The sequence below is a fragment of the Shewanella sp. 8A genome, from assembly GCF_023475945.1.
GTDB classification, from domain to species: Bacteria; Pseudomonadota; Gammaproteobacteria; order Enterobacterales; family Shewanellaceae; genus Shewanella; species Shewanella xiamenensis.
In genome coordinates this window covers 165,763-185,498 of the sequence record NZ_JAMDJP010000005.1, presented here as the reverse complement: position 1 = coordinate 185,498, position 19,736 = coordinate 165,763, and the positions used below count along the sequence as shown (strand labels likewise).

The following is a 19,736-nucleotide window of genomic DNA, read 5'->3' as shown; positions in this document are numbered from 1 at the left end:
TTCTAACAAAAACCGCGCTTAGTTAGCGCGGTTTTTGTTTATCGATTATCTGTACCCAAACCATCTCATGCTTGTCTTCTGGTTGATAGGAGATGACACCTTAAAAGTAAGTGACTTCTTTAATTCTCTGTGGCCGACTCTGCTGCTGATAGATTTGCCATACCTTAGAAAAATCAAGTTCTAACTCAGTAACGTAATGCTCACCTGCGGGATAACTTTTAACTACTCTTGCGCCGCGGATCACCCCAGTGACTGAAGCTTTAACATTATCATCGGTTAGCATCCAATCACTGACACTGCTGTTAGCGGTGATCTTTTGTCCATACACTTGTTCAGCCAGTTCACGATAAGCCACGATTTTTGAGGCCTGCATCGCCATCAACATTCTTTGAGATTGCTCTTTCGCTGGTTGAGTCGCTAACGGGGCATAACCAATGGCCGTTAGCTTAGGGAAGCTAGATGGAGGAACATCTTCCCACTGCACATACTTGTCTCTAGAGGCACAACTTGTCAGTAGAAGCGCCGCAATCACCAACAGGTAGCGTTTCATTTTCCATCTCCTAATACACGCACTTCATTCATACCGGGAGCCGACTGACGATATAAAATCCCATCGTGGGAGATCACTTGCTCAGAGGGCTGCATATAATTGCTTAATTCTTTTTGTGTAACAAAGGTCTGTGAAGCTGACACCACTCGGTTGTTACTTAAGGTAACGATTCGAGTATTAATCGCTAAGCCATTAGTCGTCGGGCTCATCGTGGATACCACAATATGGTCAACAGGCAAATTAGTAGACAATTTTTGCCAGTCACGCGTCAAAATAAAATCGCCCTCACCAGTAACACGCAGTCCATCGGCGAGATTTAACTCCACCACATTAAATTGAAAACTGTGCAACGATGCCATGAGTCCCTGCTGCAATTGCAGCGCAACCGCATTCGTACTCGTCATGTCGCCCACTAATACTGGTGTAGTTACAACGATAGGTTGATCAGGACGCAAGGCATCATTCTGTTTGACTAACTCAGTGACAATTCGCTGCGCTAGATGATTAATTGTCGCCGTAGGCGGCAAACCATTGCCATCAACTAGGCTAGGTTTTGGCGGCACAACGGGTTTAGTCGCACACCCAATCAGCGCCAAAAGAGCCAGGGGAATGAACGCACGCTTTAGCATGGGAATAACCTCATTATCGATATCAATGCGCCTCAAAGCGAGCCGCAATCTTTAGTCAAAAAGATTGCAAATATTAGACCAAGTCAAAATACAATCCTTGATTAACTCACCTGATTATCGACAACAGTGCCAATAACTTTACCCTCTATACCTATTCAGCAACTTCAGATGGTTTGGGTATATTTCATAAATTAGGCACGAAACTTGCTTTTACAGCCAATAAAACCGCCATTAAACTGACTCAACTGATTGGCACAATTGACCTGAAGGGCTTATTAATGAACATACTCAGAAAGCACTTGCTCATCATTAGCAGCCTACTGCTGGCCGCACTTCAAGCTAATCAAGCGCAAGCAGAATGGGTCGAAGCCAGTGGTGAAGCAATCATCACCAATGGCAACATCGCCCAAGCGCGGGAAGAAGCCATCAATCAAGCGGTTAGCTATGCCACCCTCAGCACCGGGATCCAAATATCCAGTGAACAACAAACCACCAACGGCAATCTCACGCAAGACAGCTTCGCCATTAATCGTAACGCTCAAGCGATTAGTATTCAGTTAGTGAGTGAACGCATTCAAGGGAATAAAATTTATGTGTCGCTCAGGCTCGATCTGAATGATGACCCAACACAACAATGCCCAACGGGCCAATTAAAAGCCGCGATCCTTATTCCCCAAGCCCAAATAAAAGATCGAGCACAATTACGCTACGGCCAATTATCAGGATTTGAAGAAGTCATCTCCGAAAGACTCGGTAATAGTATTGATGGCTACTCATCAACTGGATACAGCCATATCCATGCCAAAGAAAGGCTCGATATCGCACAAGAACTGGTCGATATCCGCGGCTATAGACTTCCGAGTTGGCTGAGTGAAATTACCGATAGCCAATACATTTTACTACCGCAAATTATTGATATTTCAACCGAGCCAGTACAAGCCACCTTTATGGGATGGTGGGATGAAGCGCCACAAAGACAGTTCCAATTAAAGCTTAGCCTTTATCACGGCATTAGCGGTGAAGAAGTATGGAACAAAACCTACAGCACATCGGCTCGGTGGGAATTTGAGGAACAAGCCATTGTTGCCCCCAATAGTGATAGATTTTGGCGTTCATCCTACGGCAAAAATATCAGCCAACTGCTGCAAGAAGCGACTCGCGATATTGATAACACGCTCAACTGTAGACCACTACTTGGGCAAGTTGTCAGTCGTCAAGGAGATCGGATTATTCTCAACCTAGGCCGAAAACATGGCATTCGAGTTGGTGATAAGTTCCAAGTGGTGTTACAACGCAATTTACCGGATAGACTCAATGAAATGCGTGCCATTGCTACCAAAAGCCGAGCAACAGTGCAAATTGAACAAGTGAGTGAAGAAAGTGCAACAGCCGTACTCGTTGACCAAAATGCGGTTTACAATGTACAGATAAACGACATCGCGCTTAAGATTTAAGCAACTAAATCATAAGCCTTTTAATCAAAGATAAAACCAGTATAATCACCAGCGTCTCTTCATAGCTCAACAGGATAGAGCAGCCGCCTCCTAAGCGGCCGATCGGGGTTCGAGTCCCTGTGGAGAGACCAGATAGTGATGTCGGTAATATCAACACGAAAGCTTCCGAGGAAACGGAATGACTGAACTATTTGCCACTAATCTGAATATTATCGCTAAACGCTGGCCAATTGTGGCTGCAGCGATAAAAAGCCAATCAATTGACCATCTTGATGCGCACTTAGTTCAAGGCCAAAACCAAACTATCAGTGTTAATGGCATTCAGCTCAGCAGTCGCCATGACCGCATCGCTGAAGCACAGCTGTTTATTAGTACCCTTCCCTCAAATGTTCAGCAAGTCACAGTTTATGGCGTGGGTATGGGTGATGTGCCGAGTCTATTAACGGATAATCCGCAATATCAAAAAATCGAAGTTTGCATTTTAAACTTAGCCGTATTCGCATTACTGCTTTGTTACACCGATCAGAGGGAATGGCTCAGTCATCCGAATGTGAACTTGTATGAGCAAGCAGGAAAAACTCTAAGTTTTCCTTATATTGCAATCACACCAGAACTCAATTTAGTTAGCAATGAAAATGCTATTATTCGAGATTTAATTGTATATGAGCTAAATCGTAATTATGCTAATCAGCAACACCTTAATAACGACAAAGTTGAGTTTCGATTTAACAGTAATTCAAAAAATATTGAAAATGATCCAAGTGCAGACTTGCTTATACAGTATTATAAGAAACCTCGGTGTCATGTTATAGCCTCAGGCCCAACACTAGAAGATCACTATGATTTTTTGCTAAAACAGCGACAGTTACCAGACAACACAAGACCATTAATGATTGCTGCCGACACCTCATTAAAAGGGTTAGTAAATCATGGCATCTATCCAGATATTGTTGTTAGTATTGATATAAATATTCGTCTAGACCATATGCCTATTGAGGATACAGAAAATATTTCATTAGTGTATTTTCCAACTATATCACCTGACATTGTTAAAGAATGGAAGGGAAATAGATATTGTGCATATTCAAAACATGCAAGATACGATACTCTATCAAACTACCAACCAAAATTGCGCTTATATACTAATGGTAGTGTAATTCACCCTATTATAGATCTAGCAGCTTATTTGGGTGCTTATGAGATATCCATGTTTGGTTGTGACTTTTGTTATGCAAAGAATAAAACTCATGCATTCTGGCCTGATGGTTCTTTGGGACCAAAAATAAATAATGCCAAACATTGGGTCCTTAATGGACGTGGTGATAGAGTGGAAACTGATTTAAACTTTAGAGGATATTTGAGAAGCTTAGAACGCTATATAAAAATTAAACCTAACATAAAATTTTATCAATCCTCGCTAGATGGCGCCAGAATACTAGGAGCACAGTACAAGGACTTCACAAATGAATAAGAATGTTGAAATAACTCTGCTAATAAATGACTTACTAATCACATCAAAACATCTTAGGCTAGGGGAAGAAGCTCAAGGAGCTAAGCATCTTCGAATGTGTCTTGATAAACTAGAGACTATTATCAGTACTGACATGGAGAAAAGCAGAATCGCATCTTTATTACCTCAAATGTTGTCTGCACATGAAAGATCAGATTGGTTGTCACTGGCTGATTATCTAGAGTTTGAAATCCCCGATATGCTAACTAACATATCTTAATGGAGCATTATTTACAAATTAGAGTTGAGCGATAGGTCTATTAAAGTACAAACGGATAATTTATCTAAAGTCAATGCAACACTTCCCCAGGACCAGCCTACACCAAACCCCGAAAGAACTAGTTTATTTTTTCGGGTAAGCAACTCTTCAGAAAGAGACAAGCATAAGGCTAATGGGATCGATGCAGAACTCGTATTACCCACTTTTCGCATAGATATAATCACTTGCTCTTCGGCGAATCCGACTTTATCACCTAATCGCTTTAACATCATTTCATTTGCTTGGTGCATTATGCAGAAATCAACTTCATTCACTTGCCATTTTTTTTCAAATAAGCATGATTGAATTGATTTTGGAACTTCTCTTAGGGTAAATACAAAAACTTGCATACCATCCATAAACAGTTCGAATTTTTCATCAGGTTTTTTTGCGCCTCCGAAAGGCTGAATCAGATAAGGAGTGCCAGCACCATCAGTTCCAAGGGAAAAAACCATGTCATCACAGTCTTTGCAATTCTCAATCGCAATCGCACTAACAGCATCTCCAAACAGTGCAGAAACTGAACGATTATTTTCACTATATTGTTGACTGGTTGTATCACCGACAACAAGTAAAGCTTTGCTCCGCGGTAAAGTATTTAATAGCTGTGATATTTGCCACAGTCCATATACAAAACCGGAACATCCCAAATTAATATCAAAAGCCAAAGTGTTTTTATCTAAACCAAGTCTATGTTGGAGTTGTACAGCATTACCAGGCAAAGGATAATCCGGCGTTTGAGTGACAAAAAGAAGAATAGCGATGTCATCCTCAGCCCAATCCATACTGCTTAGAAGTAACTCACAAGCCTTAGTGGCAAGATCTAGGGCAGTTTGCCCCTGACTGACAACACGTTTCGATTCAATCCCCGTAGCAGCAACAATACGCGCCATTTCTTGCGAGTCTTGAGAAGAAACGGCGTCTCGGTTCAACTTTTCTATTTCGGGTAGCACAGATACTATTCCAGAGATAGTAACATTTTCAACTCGAGTGACTGTCATCTGTATTCCTAAAATTTGCCTTATAAGCAAGAAGTTAGAGTGTTTCCAAAACAAGTTTGGTACTTTCAAGCTATATTATTCAATGTTATAGTTAAAACCAATACCCATTCTTACTTCAACAAGGTTATTTATGGAAGCCGTGATCAAATCAGTCAAAATTGCAGGAATGCAAGCTGCCGTGCCTCCCCATAGGCATTCCTATGTTGAAACTCCAGAGATCTTTACTCAAGAAGAAGCAGATAAAATATATGCTAGCACAGGGATACATAGTCGCCGGATTTTACCTCCACATCTTTGTGCATCTGATATGTGTATTGCTGCCGCAGAGGTTTTACTTCAACGCTTGAACTGGTCACCAGAATCGGTGGATGTTCTCATTTACGTATCGCAAGATGCCGACTATGCGCTTCCCTCAACAGCCTGCTTAATTCAAAACAGATTAGGACTTCCAACTTCTTCTGCATGCCTTGATGTTAGTTTAGGTTGTTCTGGTTTTGTCTATGGAACTTGGATCGCTAGTCAGTTACTAAACAGCTCAAATGGTAAGCGTGCTTTAGTACTTTGTGGAGATACATCAAGCCGACACCTACTCCCTGAAGATCGCGGTACGCTTCCTTTGTTTGGTGATGCAGGAGTAGCTACTGCTCTTGAATATGATGAGAATTGGCCTAATTCATATGCGATTTTTGGGACAGATGGCACTGGTGGACAGCATATTGCCGTAAAAGCGGGCGGGAGGCGTAATCCTACCATACCAGAATTAACGCCAAGATCAGAAGAAGAAGAAAAACGACTCTATAATGACTCTCGTCTATATCTTAATGGAGCGGCTGTATTTTCATTCACATTGAAAGTCGTACCTCAACTCGTAAAAGATACTCTTAGATTAGCCAATCTAATAGTTGATGAGCTTGATATGGTTGTTATGCATCAAGCCAACCAGTTTATCCTCGAACACCTCAGAAAAAAATCAAAAATCCAGGGTGATAAGTATCTCATAGATATGAAAGATTTTGGCAATACTTCAAGTGCATCAGTGCCATTAGCCATATGTCATAAGCTTCAACATTTTTTTGATAATCAAACTAAAAAGGTAATGTTAGGAGGATTTGGTGTTGGTTGGTCTTGGGGAGCAATAATCACGGATATAGGCCCCATTGTGTCGCCAGAAATAATTGAAATTGAAGATGATTTCGAGCCACTTTCTTTGGTGCAACAATAAAAATGAATATGAAGAATAAGCAATACCTAGTTACAGGCGCAGCAATTGACTCTGAAATAGGCTTTGCCATCTGCCAAAAATTGGATGCTGAAGGTGCTAAACTAATTCTTGTAGGTCGTAGAGAAGAGCCCTTACAACAAACAAAAGCACAATTAGGCAACGAGCATTATGTGATTCCGTTCGATCTGAGCCAACTGGATCATATCAATTCTCTCGCGATGACAATAGTTGAAAAATATGGACCGATCGATGGGTTTATTCACAATGCTAGTTTTCAAGGATACAGTCCGCTTCGAAATATTTCCCCAAAACAGATCAGAGATTATTTCGACATTAACTTTTCCGCAGCAGTCATGCTTACAGCCGCTTTTTCTCGGCAAAAACACTTTGTGCCAGGGGCAAGCTTTGTTTATATTGGATCAGCAGCGGGTCAACGAGGGTTAAAAGCACGCACTTTATATGCAGCATCAAAAGCAGCACTTACCTCACTGACCAAATCGGCAGCATTAGAACTTGCATCAAAATCAATAAGGGTTAATTGTGTTGCTCCAGCAATTGTAAAAGGAGCAAAATCAAATAAGCAATTTTTAACAATTGGAGAACAGCAAACATCAATGCTTCTCGCTTCACATCCGCTAGGTTTAAGTGAACCGGAGGATGTTGCTAACTGCGTATATTTTTTATTAAGTGATATGAGTAACAAGATTACGGGAAGTACTCTCGCGGTAGACGGTGGCTTTCTTGCTGGCTAAACCTCTATGTGTTTTTTATGGTAATAGTAGCCATAAAATTGGTGCTGGGCATATCATGCGCTTATTTGCACTTGCTCAAGCTGCTAAAGCTTATTTCCAAATACTTTTTATCTATAAAACCTGTCCAGATGCTTTATTAGATAAACTTAAAGAAGAAGGATTCTCAACCCGAATTCTTTCCTCGCCGCTTGCTTTTAACGAGTTATCATCCTTTTCTGCGTCCGTTATCTTTATAGACGATTATGATCTAACATCAGGTGAATGGCACACATTAGAACAGCTAAAATTATTTAAAGTTAAGCTTGATGATGGACTAGACTGCTCAAAGTATTTTGTTGACCTAGTGATAAATCCTGCACCAAATGCCAATTTAGAAAGTTACGCCAAACGTTTTCCATCTTCCCAATTTTGTTTAGGTCCAAAATATACATATCTTAGAAAAGAGTTCTCAATATGTTCTTTTAAACCACTCAATGAAAGAAAAAATATACTTATTACATTAGGTGGTACTGATAGTAAATCCCTCGCGTACCCTTTATCAAAGAGTTTGCTATCCCGTCTTTCAGGGACAACAATTCAACTACTATTAGGAAAACAGCATCAAGATCAGTTAAATTTAGAACAATTACAACAACAATATAGCAATTTTAGCTTAATTTATAATCCAGCATCTGTAGCAAGTATCATGGTAGAAGCCGGATTAGCGATATCAGCTGCAGGGGGGACTCTTGGAGAGCTGGCATCGATGGGAGTTCCGACAATCGCATTGATAACTGTAGATAATCAAACACCTGCATTAGAGTCGCCGTTAAACAACACTTGGTATTTTGCTATCGATCTCAGATCTGCCTGTACGTCGGAAGTAAAATGCAAAAGAACATTTTCTTTGCTTGACAAAGTATCTGAAGAAGCCACCAATCTCTGGCATGATATATGCAAAAGAGAACGTATGAGTGAGCAAGCTCGCCAATTAATTGACTCGAAAGGCTGCCAACGTATTATCCAGAAGCTACTTATTGGCTTAAAAACTGAGCAGGAACAACAATGATTACTACGGAATCACTACATCCAGTATATTACTACGCCACGAATACATTTGAACAAGAAAAGTTCGCAGTATTCGAGAATAATTGGATTTTTGTTGGCTTTAGAGATGAACTATCAAAAAATAATGATTTCATCACGATTACAATTGGTAATACGCCGATTCTTGTTCAAAACTTCAATGGCGAACTTTCTGCACTATTGAATATATGCAGTCACAGAAAAGCTAAACTTCAGCAAGAAAAAAAAGGTAACCGCTCGCTAATATGCCCATATCATTGCTGGAGTTACAAAAGCAATGGAGCATTAGCCGGTGTTCCACAAAATAAAACAGATTTTGGGTTAAATGAGGCAACAAAAAAACATTTATCTCTAAAAAAATTCGCGCTCGAGCGTTGTGGTGAACTGCTTTTCGTTAGAGTAAGTCAAACTGGTCCCTCTTTATCAGAATTTTTAGGACCGTACTTTTCTATATTAGAAACAATATCAACAGATTTTAATGATCATATTCAAGAAGGCATTTATAGCTGGAAAACGAACTGGAAATTAGCTTGCGAGACTGTTTTAGAAGTTTATCATGTTGCAGGTACTCATCCAGAAACTTTTGCAAAATTTGCTAGAGCAGAATGTGAAATTCATTATTTCAACGGGCATACCACAGGCAATACGCCGTTACAAGAAGCGACCCATAAATGGTGGAATGGCGCGAGAAAACATTTGAAAATTAACCCACATGATAAATTTGATGAGTATAATCATTTTTTTATTTACCCGAATCTTGCCATTGGGTTAACAAATGGTTCACTCATGTCATTACAAACTTATGAACCTGTAGATTCAGTAACGACCCTTTTAAATTTCCGTTTGAGGATGATAAATCCACCAAGCGAAATTAAATCAAGTGAAGCATTAAAAGCTGCAGTTTGTATGAACTTCACAAAATTTAATCATACTATTTTAGAAGAAGACAGAATTGTAGCTGAATCTTGCCAAAGCAATATGACCTGTAATAATACTCCAGGCTTACTCGGTAAATGCGAAGATCGAATCCGTTACTTTCATAGTGCTTGGAGGGAGGATATAAATAAACCTACTGGAATTATAAAGCATGTTTAAGCCAAGTATATTCATTCAAGGCAGAGAAATCTGTTCTCTTAAACCACCTTATGTGATTGCCGAATTATCAGGTAATCATAAAGGAGATCTATCTCAAGCACTTACCATGATAGATAGGGCTGCCTCAACAGGTGTAGATGCTATCAAGATTCAAACCTATAGTGCTGAAACAATAACACTTAACCACAATGGCCCTGAATTTAGGTTAGAAGGTGGGCTTTGGGCGGGTCGTACTCTCTATGATTTATACCAAGAAGCTCACACACCATGGGAATGGCATGAAGAATTGTTTCAGCGAGCAAAAAAAAATAACATAACGTTATTTTCATCTCCATTTGATAAGACTGCCATTGACTTACTTGAATCACTTAACTGCCCTGCATATAAAGTTGCATCATTTGAAATTAATGACATTGGATTAATCACTGCTATAGCCAAAACAGGTAAACCAATAATTATGTCAACGGGGCTTGCTACACTAGAAGAGATCAATGAGGCCGTAACCGCCATTGCGAATGCTGGAGGCACTCAACTTGCTTTATTACACTGTATTAGTGGGTACCCAACTCCAATCGAAGATTGTAACTTGAGAACCATTTCCGATTTATGTCAAAGATTCGACTTCCCTATTGGTCTAAGTGATCACACGGTCGACAATACTGCCGCAATTACAGCAGTAGCTCTAGGTGCATCTATCATAGAAAAGCATTTTACACTTGATAAAACAGATGGTTCAGTTGATGCTGCTTTTTCGCTAGAACCAGATGAGTTTATTCTACTTAAGCAGGAAACCACTAAAGCCTATAGCGCTCTTGGGATGGCAGGTTATGATATAAAACCCAGTGAGCAAGGAGGACGCGAGTACAGACGTTCATTATATGTTTGCAAAAATATCAAAAAAGGCGAGATATTTACTGAACAAAATGTTCGCTCAGTACGTCCGGCAAAGGGATTACATACTCGTTATTTGCCACAGGTTTTAGGACAACAGGCCGTAATGGATATCCCTTTTGGTACAGCGCTATCGGAACAACACCTAAGCATTCCTCTTAAAAAGGCACCTTAAAATGCCAAAAGTGATATGTATAAGCCAAGCAAGAATGGGTTCTAGTCGATTACCTGGCAAAGTGTTAGCGATGATCAATGGTAAACCAATGCTCGAATATCATGTTTCACGAGTGCATGAATCTACACTCATTGATCATCATATAATTGCCACAACGGATAGTGAACGTGATCACCCTATTGTCGATTTTTGTATAGAGAATAATCATCTTTTCTTTTGTGGAAACGAAGACGATGTGCTTTCGCGATTTTATCTGGCAGCGCTTCAGTTAAATGCTCAACCTGAAGATATTATTATTAGATTAACAGCTGACTGCCCACTTGTTTCGGGACAACTAATCGACGAAACAGTGTTGATGCATATGAAAGGCGCTAGCAATCAATACACACATGTTAGCTTAGATTACTTCCCTCGTGGCTTTGACGTTGAAGTCTTCAGTATGGAGAATCTCACTAAGGCGTATAACTTTGCAACTAAACCAGCAGAGCGAGAACATGTAACGCTATACCTATACAGTCAACCCAACATGACGATAGTACCGATTGAGTCAGGTAACGTAAAATGGAGCCAATACCGTCTCTGTGTAGACGAAGCAGATGATTTAGAGCTAATAAATCAATTAATCAATAAGTTAGGCAAAGACTGGTTGCATTCGAGCTCTGAGAAGATCTGTAATTTATTAGCCTCGCACCCAGAAATAGCCTTGCTAAACTCTGGTGTAATACAAAAAACAGTCCATTAAACTCAAAAGTTTTGGTTTTAGGCCGATAGAAAAATATTCTCCTATATAAAGCAACAGAAGGTAAATACTATGAACAAGCAAGAATTTTTAAATCAACTTGAAGAAATTTTAGAACTAGACACCAATACACTTAAAGGAAATGAAGTATTACTGGATATAGAACAATGGGATTCATTAGCATTTTTAAGCATTATCGCCATGGCAGATGAACATTTTGACATTGTCATTCAGGGTGACAAATTGGAACAAATCAAGACTGTAGATGATCTTGTTGCACTAGTACAAGAGCATCTCTCTGTTTAAGGTTTATAGCCATGACGTTAAACAATCCCATGGATTTAAGTGGGAAACGTATTTTAGTCACAGGAGCATCCAAAGGAATTGGTCGTGCCTGTGCTATATTACTATCCCAACTTGGCGCTCGAGTTGTTCTCAATGGACGCCAAGTTGAGCAACTTAATCAAACCCTAGCGTTAATGTCAGGCGAAGGCCATTCAATTGCAGTGTTTGATATGGCAAAAACCGACGAGCTATATGACTGGTTTAAATCTTTAACTAAAACCGAAGGTTACTTTGATAGTTTTGTGCACTGCGCAGGAATTCAAGAAACAAAACCGATACGCCTATTCGACCAAGCATTTTTTGACCAAACTATGCACGTAAATCTTGCCAGTGCTATGGCTATTGCCAAAGGATTTCGCACGAAGCGTGATAGAAGCAAACAGGGTTCTATCGTGTTTGTATCATCTATAGCAGGCCTTATTGGCCAGACTGGTAATACAATCTACGGAGCGAGTAAAGCGGGTTTAATGTCACTTACGCGTGGATTAGCAATGGAATTACTTAGAGATAATATTAGAGTTAACTGTGTTGCTCCTGCATTAATAGCCACTGAAATGGCACAGCGAACTAAAGAGAGTATGACTGAATCTCAATTCCAACATATGTTAGACCAACATCCGATGGGTATTGGACAACCAGAAGACGTAGCGAATGCTGTCGCCTTTCTGATAAGTGATGCGGCAAAATGGATTAATGCGATAACATTGCCGGTAGAGGGTGGTTATCTTGCAAACTAAGAAGTAAAGCATGGCACTAAACTTTAAACGTATAGATGAAACAGATGCTGAATTATTATTGAAATGGCGTACAACGCCAGAGATAACAAAGCATATGTTCACAGATCTAGTCGAACCATCGATCGAGAAACAACGAACTTGGATAAGGTCTTTAAAAGATCGCAAAGACTACCGAGGTTACATGATTCAAGATGACGGTTCATCAATAGGTTTTTTATGCTTCAGTGACATTGATTATTTCCATCGACGTTGTAGTACAGGTTCGTATATCTATGAACGGCATGCGAGACTAAAATATGGTGTGACAATGCATACTTATATTTGTAATTATGTTTTTCACCAGTTAAATTTTAACAAGATTGTCAACCATGTTTTAGATGCTAATGACAAAGTGGTCAAGTTGCAAAAGTTGCATAAAACTAGACTTGTAGGCCAACTAAAGCAGCATATTTTTAAAAATGGCCAGTTTTTAGACGTTTACATTTTCGAACAACTTAGAGAAGATTGGATCAATCAAAAACAACATTTCACATTAGATAAAATATCAAAATCATTTAATGACTGGAACTCTGCATGAAAAATCTAAAGAATTTAATAATAGAAGAGACTCGTAAAATTATCACGGAAAAGGGTGTTGACTGCCCAACAATAACCCTCAATAGCGAGTTTCTAAATGACTTACCTATGGATTCATTAGATCTAGCAACTTTGATAGTTTCATTAGAAATTTCAACTGGTTTAGATCCATTTAGAGACGGTTTTAAAACCTTCCATACTGTTGATGAGCTGATTAGTCTTTACACAGAGGCGAATTCTTAATGTTTGAACAAAATGGTAAATTCAATCTAATTGAAAACAATGTTACCTATACTTTAGATAAGATTGTTGAGTTACCATATAATAAAGATTTAACCTCTATAGTAGTTAATTGCTCCTCTGATAATGAAAAACTCGTATCAAAAATGCTTCACGCCCTTTATGTTGGACAGCATCTTGATATACCTGTAATTTTTAACAGAACTAATCAACAGATTAACTTCCATAATATCCCAAAAAATTTTTCTGTCGGATTATTTACTTCAGGTACAACAGGTACACCAAAGCTAATATTCCATCTATTGAGTGATCTATTACCAAGAACTAACCAATCAAAAAATAACTCTAGGTGGCTTTTGTGCTATCACCCAATGAGCTTTGCTGGTCTACAGGTTATATTACAAGCTGTTATTTCAAATAATGTGCTTGTCGTTGATGTAGATGCAAACGTGACTAAAAAAGCTCAACTTGCATGCCAATATAATATTGATGCTATCAGCGCAACTCCATCACTAATACGAAGTTTGTTGCTGTCATGGACGAAACAACTTCCACCACTTAAAATTATCACTTTAGGTGGTGAAATTGCGACTCAAGCAATTCTAGATACCCTAAAAAATACATTCCCAGATGCTAAATTAAGGCATATCTATGCAACAACTGAAGCAGGTGTAGTTTTCACAGTCAAAGATGGAATTGCAGGATTTCCATTAGAGTGGAGAAACTCACATTTAAATGGATGGGAATTAACTTTTGATGAGTCATTAGTTTTACATAAAAAAGATATCACAATTAAAACAGGCGATACAGTAAAAATAATTGGCAATCGTGTATATTTTATTGGCAGAGAAGACAACATTGTCAATATCGGCGGTGTCAAAGTTAATCTAGAAGATATTGAACAAAAAATCCTTTCAATAGATGAAGTTATCGACGCAAGAGTCTATGCCAAGAGTAACCCTATCACAAATGCGATTGTTTGTGCCGAAATTGCCACACATGATGAATCTAAAGTGAGAGCAGCATTAGCCACTCTAAATAATAATTTAGACAATGCAGAAAAGCCTCGAATTGTAACCTTCGTAACAAATATCTCTTTGACTGAAGCAGGAAAGAAATTAAGGAAAGTATAATGAAGCATGTTATTGTGACAGGCGGAAGTAAAGGACTTGGATTAGCGATAGTTAAGTATCTTCTTTCCGAAAACTATACAGTTTCAACTTGTAGCCGACAAAAAAACTCCGCAATTGATGAATTACTTTCCCAACATTCAACTTTTCAATGGTTTCAAGTCGAAATAGGTAACGCAGAACAAACTGCTGAATTTGTTAGAGAAGCATGCGCCTGGGCTAATGAAGCCAAACTTTGGGGTGTTATTAATAATGCAGGTATAGCAAAGGAAGGAATTTTAGCGACATTTCCTAATATAGAAACTGATTCTTTATTACAAGTAAATTTACATGGCGCTATTTATTTAGCTCGCGAGGCCCTGCGTATATTTTTAAGACAAAATAGTGCTGGAAGAATTATAAACATTAGTTCAATTATAGGAAGCCGTGGTTATACTGGTCTAGCCGCATACTCTGCATCAAAAGCAGGATTAGATGGTTTAACAAGGGCACTGGCTAGAGAAAATGGACGACGAAATATAACTGTTAATTCTATTGCCCCTGGATATTTAGATACCGAAATGTCATCTACTCTAAGTGATAAAAAACGCGAGCAAATTATTCGTCGAACACCAATGCACAGGCTTGGTCATGTGGATGACATAACACCTCTAGTCGGCTTCTTACTATCCGATGGTGCATCCTTTATTACTGGCCAGACTATTACTATTGATGGCGGAATTACAAATTAGGACACCAGCATGTATAGAATAAAGTGTCAACTATGTGGAAAATCAGAATGGACTGATTTTTCAGAAATCACATTTGGTCTCTGGCATCAAGTTTTTCACACTTTAGAGCGCCAATATAACAACTATCCTCTATCAAGATGTAATGATTGTGGACATGTTCAAGTTAGTATTGAATATACTCAATCTCTGTTAGACCAACTTTATTTTCATTCCGCGCAAGAAGCAGTCATGTGGGATGAGGAACATATAATGTCGAATGTTCCCTATATGGACATGCTTAATTTTTCTTCCCCACTTATCTCACCTAATGTTATCGTAGACTTTGGCTGCGGAGACGGGAAGTTGTTAAAAATAGCAAGAGAAATATATCCCACTAGCACTTTAATTGGTATCGATTTTAATAAACGATGTGATAATAAATCGTTCGAATACATTTAATTCAATTTAAATAAATTAACTAATATTAATAATTCATATTGGGCTGAAACTATTGATTTTGCTATAGCATCACATGTTCTATAACATGTATTAGATCCTATTTCATTTCTAACAGAAATAGGAAATAGGAAATAGGAAATAGGAAATAGACTTAAAAATAAGGAACTTTTTAAGCTCCTGATTTCTCATTATAACACCCTGACCTTAAATAGAAATGAGTAACTTAGTCAATCTTCAGCATATTCATTATTTTACTATAGATTTATTAACGATACCGGCAATAACATCAGGTTAAAAATCGATTAGACAGCAACTATTCAATAATTACATAAATCCACAAGCTTCATTAATAATGAATAGCTATAAAAATACTTTTTTGAAAATAACCTAAACGCTTTTTTGTAAAAAAACACTAATATCAGTATATAATTCACTATCAAATCTTGCAGAACGTTTAAATAACTCAGACATTAATATTATGAAAATGGTTTATTCTGAATCGTGAATTAAAACCTTTATACCTTATTGAATAAAAGTCAAACTTAGAATACCATTTTCATATAAAAAGATAAGCTATTCTTAGTTATGCATTATAGACTACTGTTATTAGATTGAAAAAAAACCTTATAGACTATATAATGAATTATTACTTACACATCATTAATTAAATATGAGAGGTGTGACTAAATGTAAAATTTTTCTAAGAATTTCTTTAACAAGGAGTGATACATGGCATCATCGAGCAATTATGTTAAATGTGGCATTTGCCAAAATAGTCAATGGAATATTTTGGCAGCATTAAAATCTGGGGTTTGGAACACTGAAAGCATTGAAATTAGCCGTATTAATATTGATTTTAATATTGGAAAGTGCATCAATTGCAATCACGTTCAAATTACGAATCACTATACAAATGATATTTTCAAGATATTATACTTCTCTAATAATATTGAACCAGATATGTGGTGTGACTTCACTTTAGAATGCTCTCCTTATTTACAGATGTAAGAGTTTATTAATGAGCATCTGAGAGAGGGATTGCACATTGCTGATTTTGGCGCTGGTTCAGGAACAACACTAAAGCTGATAAATGAAAAAGTTAATAGTTCTGTTTTAACTAGCATCGACTTTCATAATCATACTCAATCAGAATCGATTACCCATATTACAGCTGACCTAAATAATCTATGTGAGATCTCATCTTTTTTTACAAGTAATCCAATCAACATTGCAATAAGTACTCATGTATTAGAACACATTGTTAATCCTATTGAATATTTAAGCAACATTGCTAATTACCTGGATGACGAAGGTTTAATTTTCATTGAGGTTCCTAATTGCAGCCCCAAAATTAATGTAAAAAATATAGCCGCTACAAATATCGTTCATGGCCAACACATTCACTACTATACATTAGCTTCTTTAGATATGATAGCACATCTTGCCGGATTAAAGATAATAAAGTCGAATCAATTAATTACTGGAAATATCCCAAGACTACAAGTACTTCTAAAAAAATGTACGAGAAAGCATTATAGCAGAAAAGTGATTACCCCTTGTTCAGATATTCTGGTCATTGATAGATTCACACAGTACACTAAACATCTAACTAATCTATATAACTTGATTATAAGTAGCTTAAAAAATAATAAAGTTGTACATCTCTGGGGAGTGGGAGGAGACTTTTACAATCTTGTATCGAGCCATAGAGATTTAAATCAATATATAGAATCTAAAAGCATATTACTTTATGATTACAATCTTGCTAATCATCAGTTCTTAGGACAAAAGATTTTATCCAGTACAGTTTTTGAAGAGAATACTTTTGAGGTGATTTTAACCCCTACCTATGACCCAACAAAGGAAAGAATGAAAAAAGTTGCTCGCGATTGGTCATCAACAATAATAGATCCTTATGAATTATAAAAAATTAGCTTTTAATTAGGTAAGATATTTTTTTAACTATATATTCTAGCTCATCCTTATTAAGTTTGGAATAAAGAGGGAGTGTTAAACATGATTTATAATATAATTCTGCATTTGGATAATCCCCTTCTTTAAAACCTTTTTGAAGGTAAAAAGGTTGTAAATGGATTGGATAATAATGAACATGTGCAGTGACTCCTGCCTGACGCATTTCATCAAAAATCATCTTACGTTTTTCACAATCGTTCAGCATTATAATAAACAGATGATAAGCGCTGTACACATCATTGGAGGGAACAACAAATTTAAGGTCTAGATTGTCTAATAAGTTCATATAGTCAGATGCAAGTTTATTTCTTGCTTGAACAAACTCATCAATACGAGACATTTGACTTAAACCCAGTGCCGCTTGCAGTTCTGTCATTCTATAATTGAACCCTAGGCTATGCTGTTCATAATACCAGTCCCCTTCATCAGGTCTTAACATTTTATCGGGGGCTTTAGTGATACCGTGGCTGCGGTAAAGGGCCATTTTCTCAGCTAATTTTGAGCTGTTTGTCATGGCCATACCGCCTTCGGCGCTGGTGATAATTTTGACGGGGTGAAAGCTAAAAACGGTAATATCAGAGTATTGGCAGCTACCCAAAGGGTATCCATGATAGCTCCCACCAATCCCATGCGAGGCATCTTCAATGATGTGAAAGTTATATTGTTCAGCAAGAGTTGCTATCGCTGCCATATCACAACTATGACCACATAAATGTACAGGGATAACAACCTTAGGGAGCTTTCCTATCCGAGCCGCTTGTTCTAATTTAATTACCAATGCATTTGGACAGAGATTACCCGTTAGAGGATCCACATCGACAAAATCAATCTCAGCGCCACAGTAAAGTGCACAGTTTGCCGAGGCGACAAAGGAAATTGGAGAAGTCCATACTAAATCATTTGACCCAACCCCAAGAGCGAGACATGCAATATGTAAGGCGGAAGTCGCACTATTTACCGCTATGCCATAGCGAGCTGAACAATAGGAAGCAACTGCAGACTCAAATGCAGGTACTTTAGGCCCTTGAGTTAAATAATCGGACAATAGAACATCAACTACTGCATCGATATCTGACTGATTAATATCTTGTTTACCGTATGGGATCATGCTTGAGAATCCAAATTCAGTATTTCACTAATACTTAAAAAGTGTGGATTATTTCCCGAATGATATTCAAAGCCCTGCTTTACAGGTTTTCCTATCTCACCTAAGAGATTTTTCGAATAGTCATTCTCACGACCAAAGAACATAATACTGGGAGTAATTACAAAATGATCATCAAATTCAATCGTATGATGGGAATCATCCCCTGGACACATAACCTCATGCATTTTTTCCCCAGGACGAATACCTACAATTTGCGGCTCCAAACTTGGCCCATAGGCTGCGGCAAGATCAGTGATGCGTATGGAAGGAATTTTGGGTACGAAAATTTCTCCGCCCTGCATACGGGAGAAGTTTTTTAAAACGAAATCAACACCATCCTGAAGAGTAATCCAAAAACGTGTCATATCGGGATGGGTAATGGGCAAGGAAGTCGCGCCATTAGCTATCAGTTGTTTAAAGAAAGGTACGACTGAGCCACGTGACCCCACAACATTACCATAACGTACTGCTGAAAAACGAGTTTGGCCGTCTCCAACAACGTTATTAGCAGCGACAAACAGCTTATCGGAGGCCAACTTAGTCGCACCATATAGGTTAATAGGACTCGCGGCTTTGTCTGTTGAGAGGGCGATGACCTTCTTAACATTATTACTGATGGCAGCCCGGATCACATTTTCGGCTCCATGGATATTGGTTTTTATGCATTCCATCGGGTTGTATTCGGCAGCGGGAACCTGTTTAAGTGCGGCGGCATGGATCACAAAATCCACATCTTTAAAGGCTTGCTTTAGGCGATCACCATCGCGCACATCACCGATAAAATAACGCATACATGGCGCGTTAAACACTTGCTGCATCTCATACTGCTTTAATTCATCTCGAGAAAAAATGATCAACCGCTTCGGTTTATACCGTTCGAGAATGGTTTTGGTGTATTTTTGCCCAAATGACCCCGTGCCACCCGTAATCAAAATTGTTTTATTATCAAACATAGAGTTCCCCACTCAAGATTGTTAGCTTCAATTAACTACTTGCGACACTTATGATTAAATACTTCAATACAGTAACTATACAAGATTCTTGCCAACTCTGTGCATGATCAAATGTTGACGTTC

General features: G+C 38.3%; 23 protein-coding genes and 1 tRNA gene. 19 read left to right on the top strand and 5 right to left on the bottom strand.

Annotation, left to right across the window (positions count from 1 at the left end; all coding sequences use genetic code 11):
• Positions 1-100: 100 nt before the first annotated feature.
• Positions 101-550: an LPP20 family lipoprotein gene (locus M0413_RS05855; RefSeq protein WP_037420620.1), complete on the bottom strand. Its 450-nt coding sequence runs from the start codon at positions 548-550 to the stop codon at positions 101-103.
• Positions 547-1,179 (bottom strand): FlgO family outer membrane protein, encoded by a 633-nt coding sequence (locus tag M0413_RS05850; protein WP_249553450.1) that lies wholly within the window; start codon positions 1,177-1,179, stop codon positions 547-549. Before M0413_RS05850 ends, M0413_RS05855 begins: the two co-directional genes overlap by 4 nt.
• A gap of 278 nt (positions 1,180-1,457) precedes the next feature.
• On the opposite strand from M0413_RS05850, the gene M0413_RS05845 reads away from it, so the two are divergent.
• The 4 genes from M0413_RS05845 to M0413_RS05830 all read left to right on the top strand — a co-directional run bounded on the left by M0413_RS05845 (position 1,458) and on the right by M0413_RS05830 (position 4,363).
• Positions 1,458-2,633 (top strand): flagellar assembly protein FlgT, encoded by a 1,176-nt coding sequence (locus tag M0413_RS05845; protein WP_037420626.1) that lies wholly within the window; start codon positions 1,458-1,460, stop codon positions 2,631-2,633.
• Positions 2,634-2,688: 55 nt separating this feature from the next.
• Positions 2,689-2,764, top strand: a tRNA-Arg gene (locus tag M0413_RS05840).
• A 47-nt stretch (positions 2,765-2,811) separates the two neighbouring features.
• The gene (locus M0413_RS05835; protein WP_249553448.1) at positions 2,812-4,104 is read left to right on the top strand and encodes a motility associated factor glycosyltransferase family protein; all 1,293 of its coding nucleotides are present in this window, start codon (positions 2,812-2,814) and stop codon (positions 4,102-4,104) included.
• On the top strand, positions 4,097-4,363 hold the full coding sequence (locus M0413_RS05830) for a hypothetical protein (RefSeq protein ID WP_080612471.1): 267 nt from the start codon (positions 4,097-4,099) through the stop codon (positions 4,361-4,363). Before M0413_RS05835 ends, M0413_RS05830 begins: the two co-directional genes overlap by 8 nt.
• 11 nt (positions 4,364-4,374) lie before the next feature.
• Here the strand turns inward: M0413_RS05830 and M0413_RS05825 are convergent, their stop codons facing one another.
• On the bottom strand, positions 4,375-5,403 hold the full coding sequence (locus M0413_RS05825) for a ketoacyl-ACP synthase III (protein WP_249553446.1): 1,029 nt from the start codon (positions 5,401-5,403) through the stop codon (positions 4,375-4,377).
• A gap of 130 nt (positions 5,404-5,533) precedes the next feature.
• Here M0413_RS05825 and M0413_RS05820 point away from each other — a divergent pair, with 130 nt between their 5' ends.
• From M0413_RS05820 to M0413_RS05750, 15 genes are all read left to right on the top strand, one after another.
• Complete coding sequence (locus tag M0413_RS05820) at positions 5,534-6,625, top strand: 3-oxoacyl-ACP synthase III family protein (protein ID WP_069453243.1); 1,092 nt, start codon at positions 5,534-5,536, stop codon at positions 6,623-6,625.
• Between the two features lie 8 nt (positions 6,626-6,633).
• Positions 6,634-7,377, top strand: coding sequence for an SDR family NAD(P)-dependent oxidoreductase (locus tag M0413_RS05815; protein WP_249553444.1), 744 nt, complete (start codon positions 6,634-6,636; stop codon positions 7,375-7,377).
• Entirely contained in the window at positions 7,367-8,425 is a 1,059-nt protein-coding gene (locus M0413_RS05810; protein ID WP_069453245.1) for a PseG/SpsG family protein, read from the top strand. The genes M0413_RS05815 and M0413_RS05810 overlap by 11 nt, the downstream gene beginning before the upstream one ends.
• Complete coding sequence (locus M0413_RS05805; protein ID WP_069453246.1) at positions 8,422-9,537, top strand: aromatic ring-hydroxylating oxygenase subunit alpha; 1,116 nt, start codon at positions 8,422-8,424, stop codon at positions 9,535-9,537. Before M0413_RS05810 ends, M0413_RS05805 begins: the two co-directional genes overlap by 4 nt.
• Entirely contained in the window at positions 9,530-10,603 is a 1,074-nt protein-coding gene (gene pseI / locus M0413_RS05800) for a pseudaminic acid synthase (RefSeq protein WP_069453247.1), read from the top strand. Before M0413_RS05805 ends, pseI begins: the two co-directional genes overlap by 8 nt.
• Position 10,604: 1 nt before the next feature.
• Positions 10,605-11,345: a cytidylyltransferase domain-containing protein gene (locus M0413_RS05795; protein WP_069453248.1), complete on the top strand. Its 741-nt coding sequence runs from the start codon at positions 10,605-10,607 to the stop codon at positions 11,343-11,345.
• A gap of 69 nt (positions 11,346-11,414) precedes the next feature.
• Entirely contained in the window at positions 11,415-11,648 is a 234-nt protein-coding gene (locus tag M0413_RS05790; RefSeq protein ID WP_023267093.1) for an acyl carrier protein, read from the top strand.
• Between the two features lie 11 nt (positions 11,649-11,659).
• Positions 11,660-12,424, top strand: a complete 765-nt coding sequence (locus M0413_RS05785; RefSeq protein WP_069453249.1) for an SDR family NAD(P)-dependent oxidoreductase — start codon at positions 11,660-11,662, stop codon at positions 12,422-12,424.
• Positions 12,425-12,434: 10 nt separating this feature from the next.
• Positions 12,435-13,001 (top strand): UDP-4-amino-4,6-dideoxy-N-acetyl-beta-L-altrosamine N-acetyltransferase, encoded by a 567-nt coding sequence (pseH, locus tag M0413_RS05780; RefSeq protein ID WP_023267091.1) that lies wholly within the window; start codon positions 12,435-12,437, stop codon positions 12,999-13,001.
• Positions 12,998-13,243: an acyl carrier protein gene (locus tag M0413_RS05775; RefSeq protein ID WP_069453250.1), complete on the top strand. Its 246-nt coding sequence runs from the start codon at positions 12,998-13,000 to the stop codon at positions 13,241-13,243. The genes pseH and M0413_RS05775 overlap by 4 nt, the downstream gene beginning before the upstream one ends.
• Positions 13,243-14,373 (top strand): AMP-binding protein, encoded by a 1,131-nt coding sequence (locus M0413_RS05770; RefSeq protein WP_069453251.1) that lies wholly within the window; start codon positions 13,243-13,245, stop codon positions 14,371-14,373. The genes M0413_RS05775 and M0413_RS05770 overlap by 1 nt, the downstream gene beginning before the upstream one ends.
• Positions 14,373-15,101: an SDR family NAD(P)-dependent oxidoreductase gene (locus tag M0413_RS05765; RefSeq protein WP_069453252.1), complete on the top strand. Its 729-nt coding sequence runs from the start codon at positions 14,373-14,375 to the stop codon at positions 15,099-15,101. Before M0413_RS05770 ends, M0413_RS05765 begins: the two co-directional genes overlap by 1 nt.
• 9 nt (positions 15,102-15,110) lie before the next feature.
• Positions 15,111-15,539 carry a class I SAM-dependent methyltransferase gene (locus M0413_RS05760; protein ID WP_069453253.1) on the top strand — a complete coding sequence of 143 codons (429 nt, stop codon included), beginning with the start codon at positions 15,111-15,113 and terminating at the stop codon, positions 15,537-15,539.
• 729 nt (positions 15,540-16,268) lie between these two features.
• A complete protein-coding gene (locus M0413_RS05755; RefSeq protein WP_249553442.1) occupies positions 16,269-16,547 on the top strand; it encodes a hypothetical protein in 279 nt (92 codons plus the stop codon).
• Between the two features lie 30 nt (positions 16,548-16,577).
• On the top strand, positions 16,578-17,465 hold the full coding sequence (locus tag M0413_RS05750; protein ID WP_249553440.1) for a class I SAM-dependent methyltransferase: 888 nt from the start codon (positions 16,578-16,580) through the stop codon (positions 17,463-17,465).
• Between the two features lie 4 nt (positions 17,466-17,469).
• Here the strand turns inward: M0413_RS05750 and pseC are convergent, their stop codons facing one another.
• Together pseC and pseB are read right to left on the bottom strand one after the other, a co-directional pair.
• Complete coding sequence (gene pseC / locus M0413_RS05745; protein ID WP_069453256.1) at positions 17,470-18,621, bottom strand: UDP-4-amino-4,6-dideoxy-N-acetyl-beta-L-altrosamine transaminase; 1,152 nt, start codon at positions 18,619-18,621, stop codon at positions 17,470-17,472.
• Positions 18,618-19,613 (bottom strand): UDP-N-acetylglucosamine 4,6-dehydratase (inverting), encoded by a 996-nt coding sequence (pseB, locus tag M0413_RS05740; RefSeq protein WP_069453257.1) that lies wholly within the window; start codon positions 19,611-19,613, stop codon positions 18,618-18,620. The genes pseC and pseB overlap by 4 nt, the downstream gene beginning before the upstream one ends.
• Positions 19,614-19,736 lie beyond the last annotated feature (123 nt).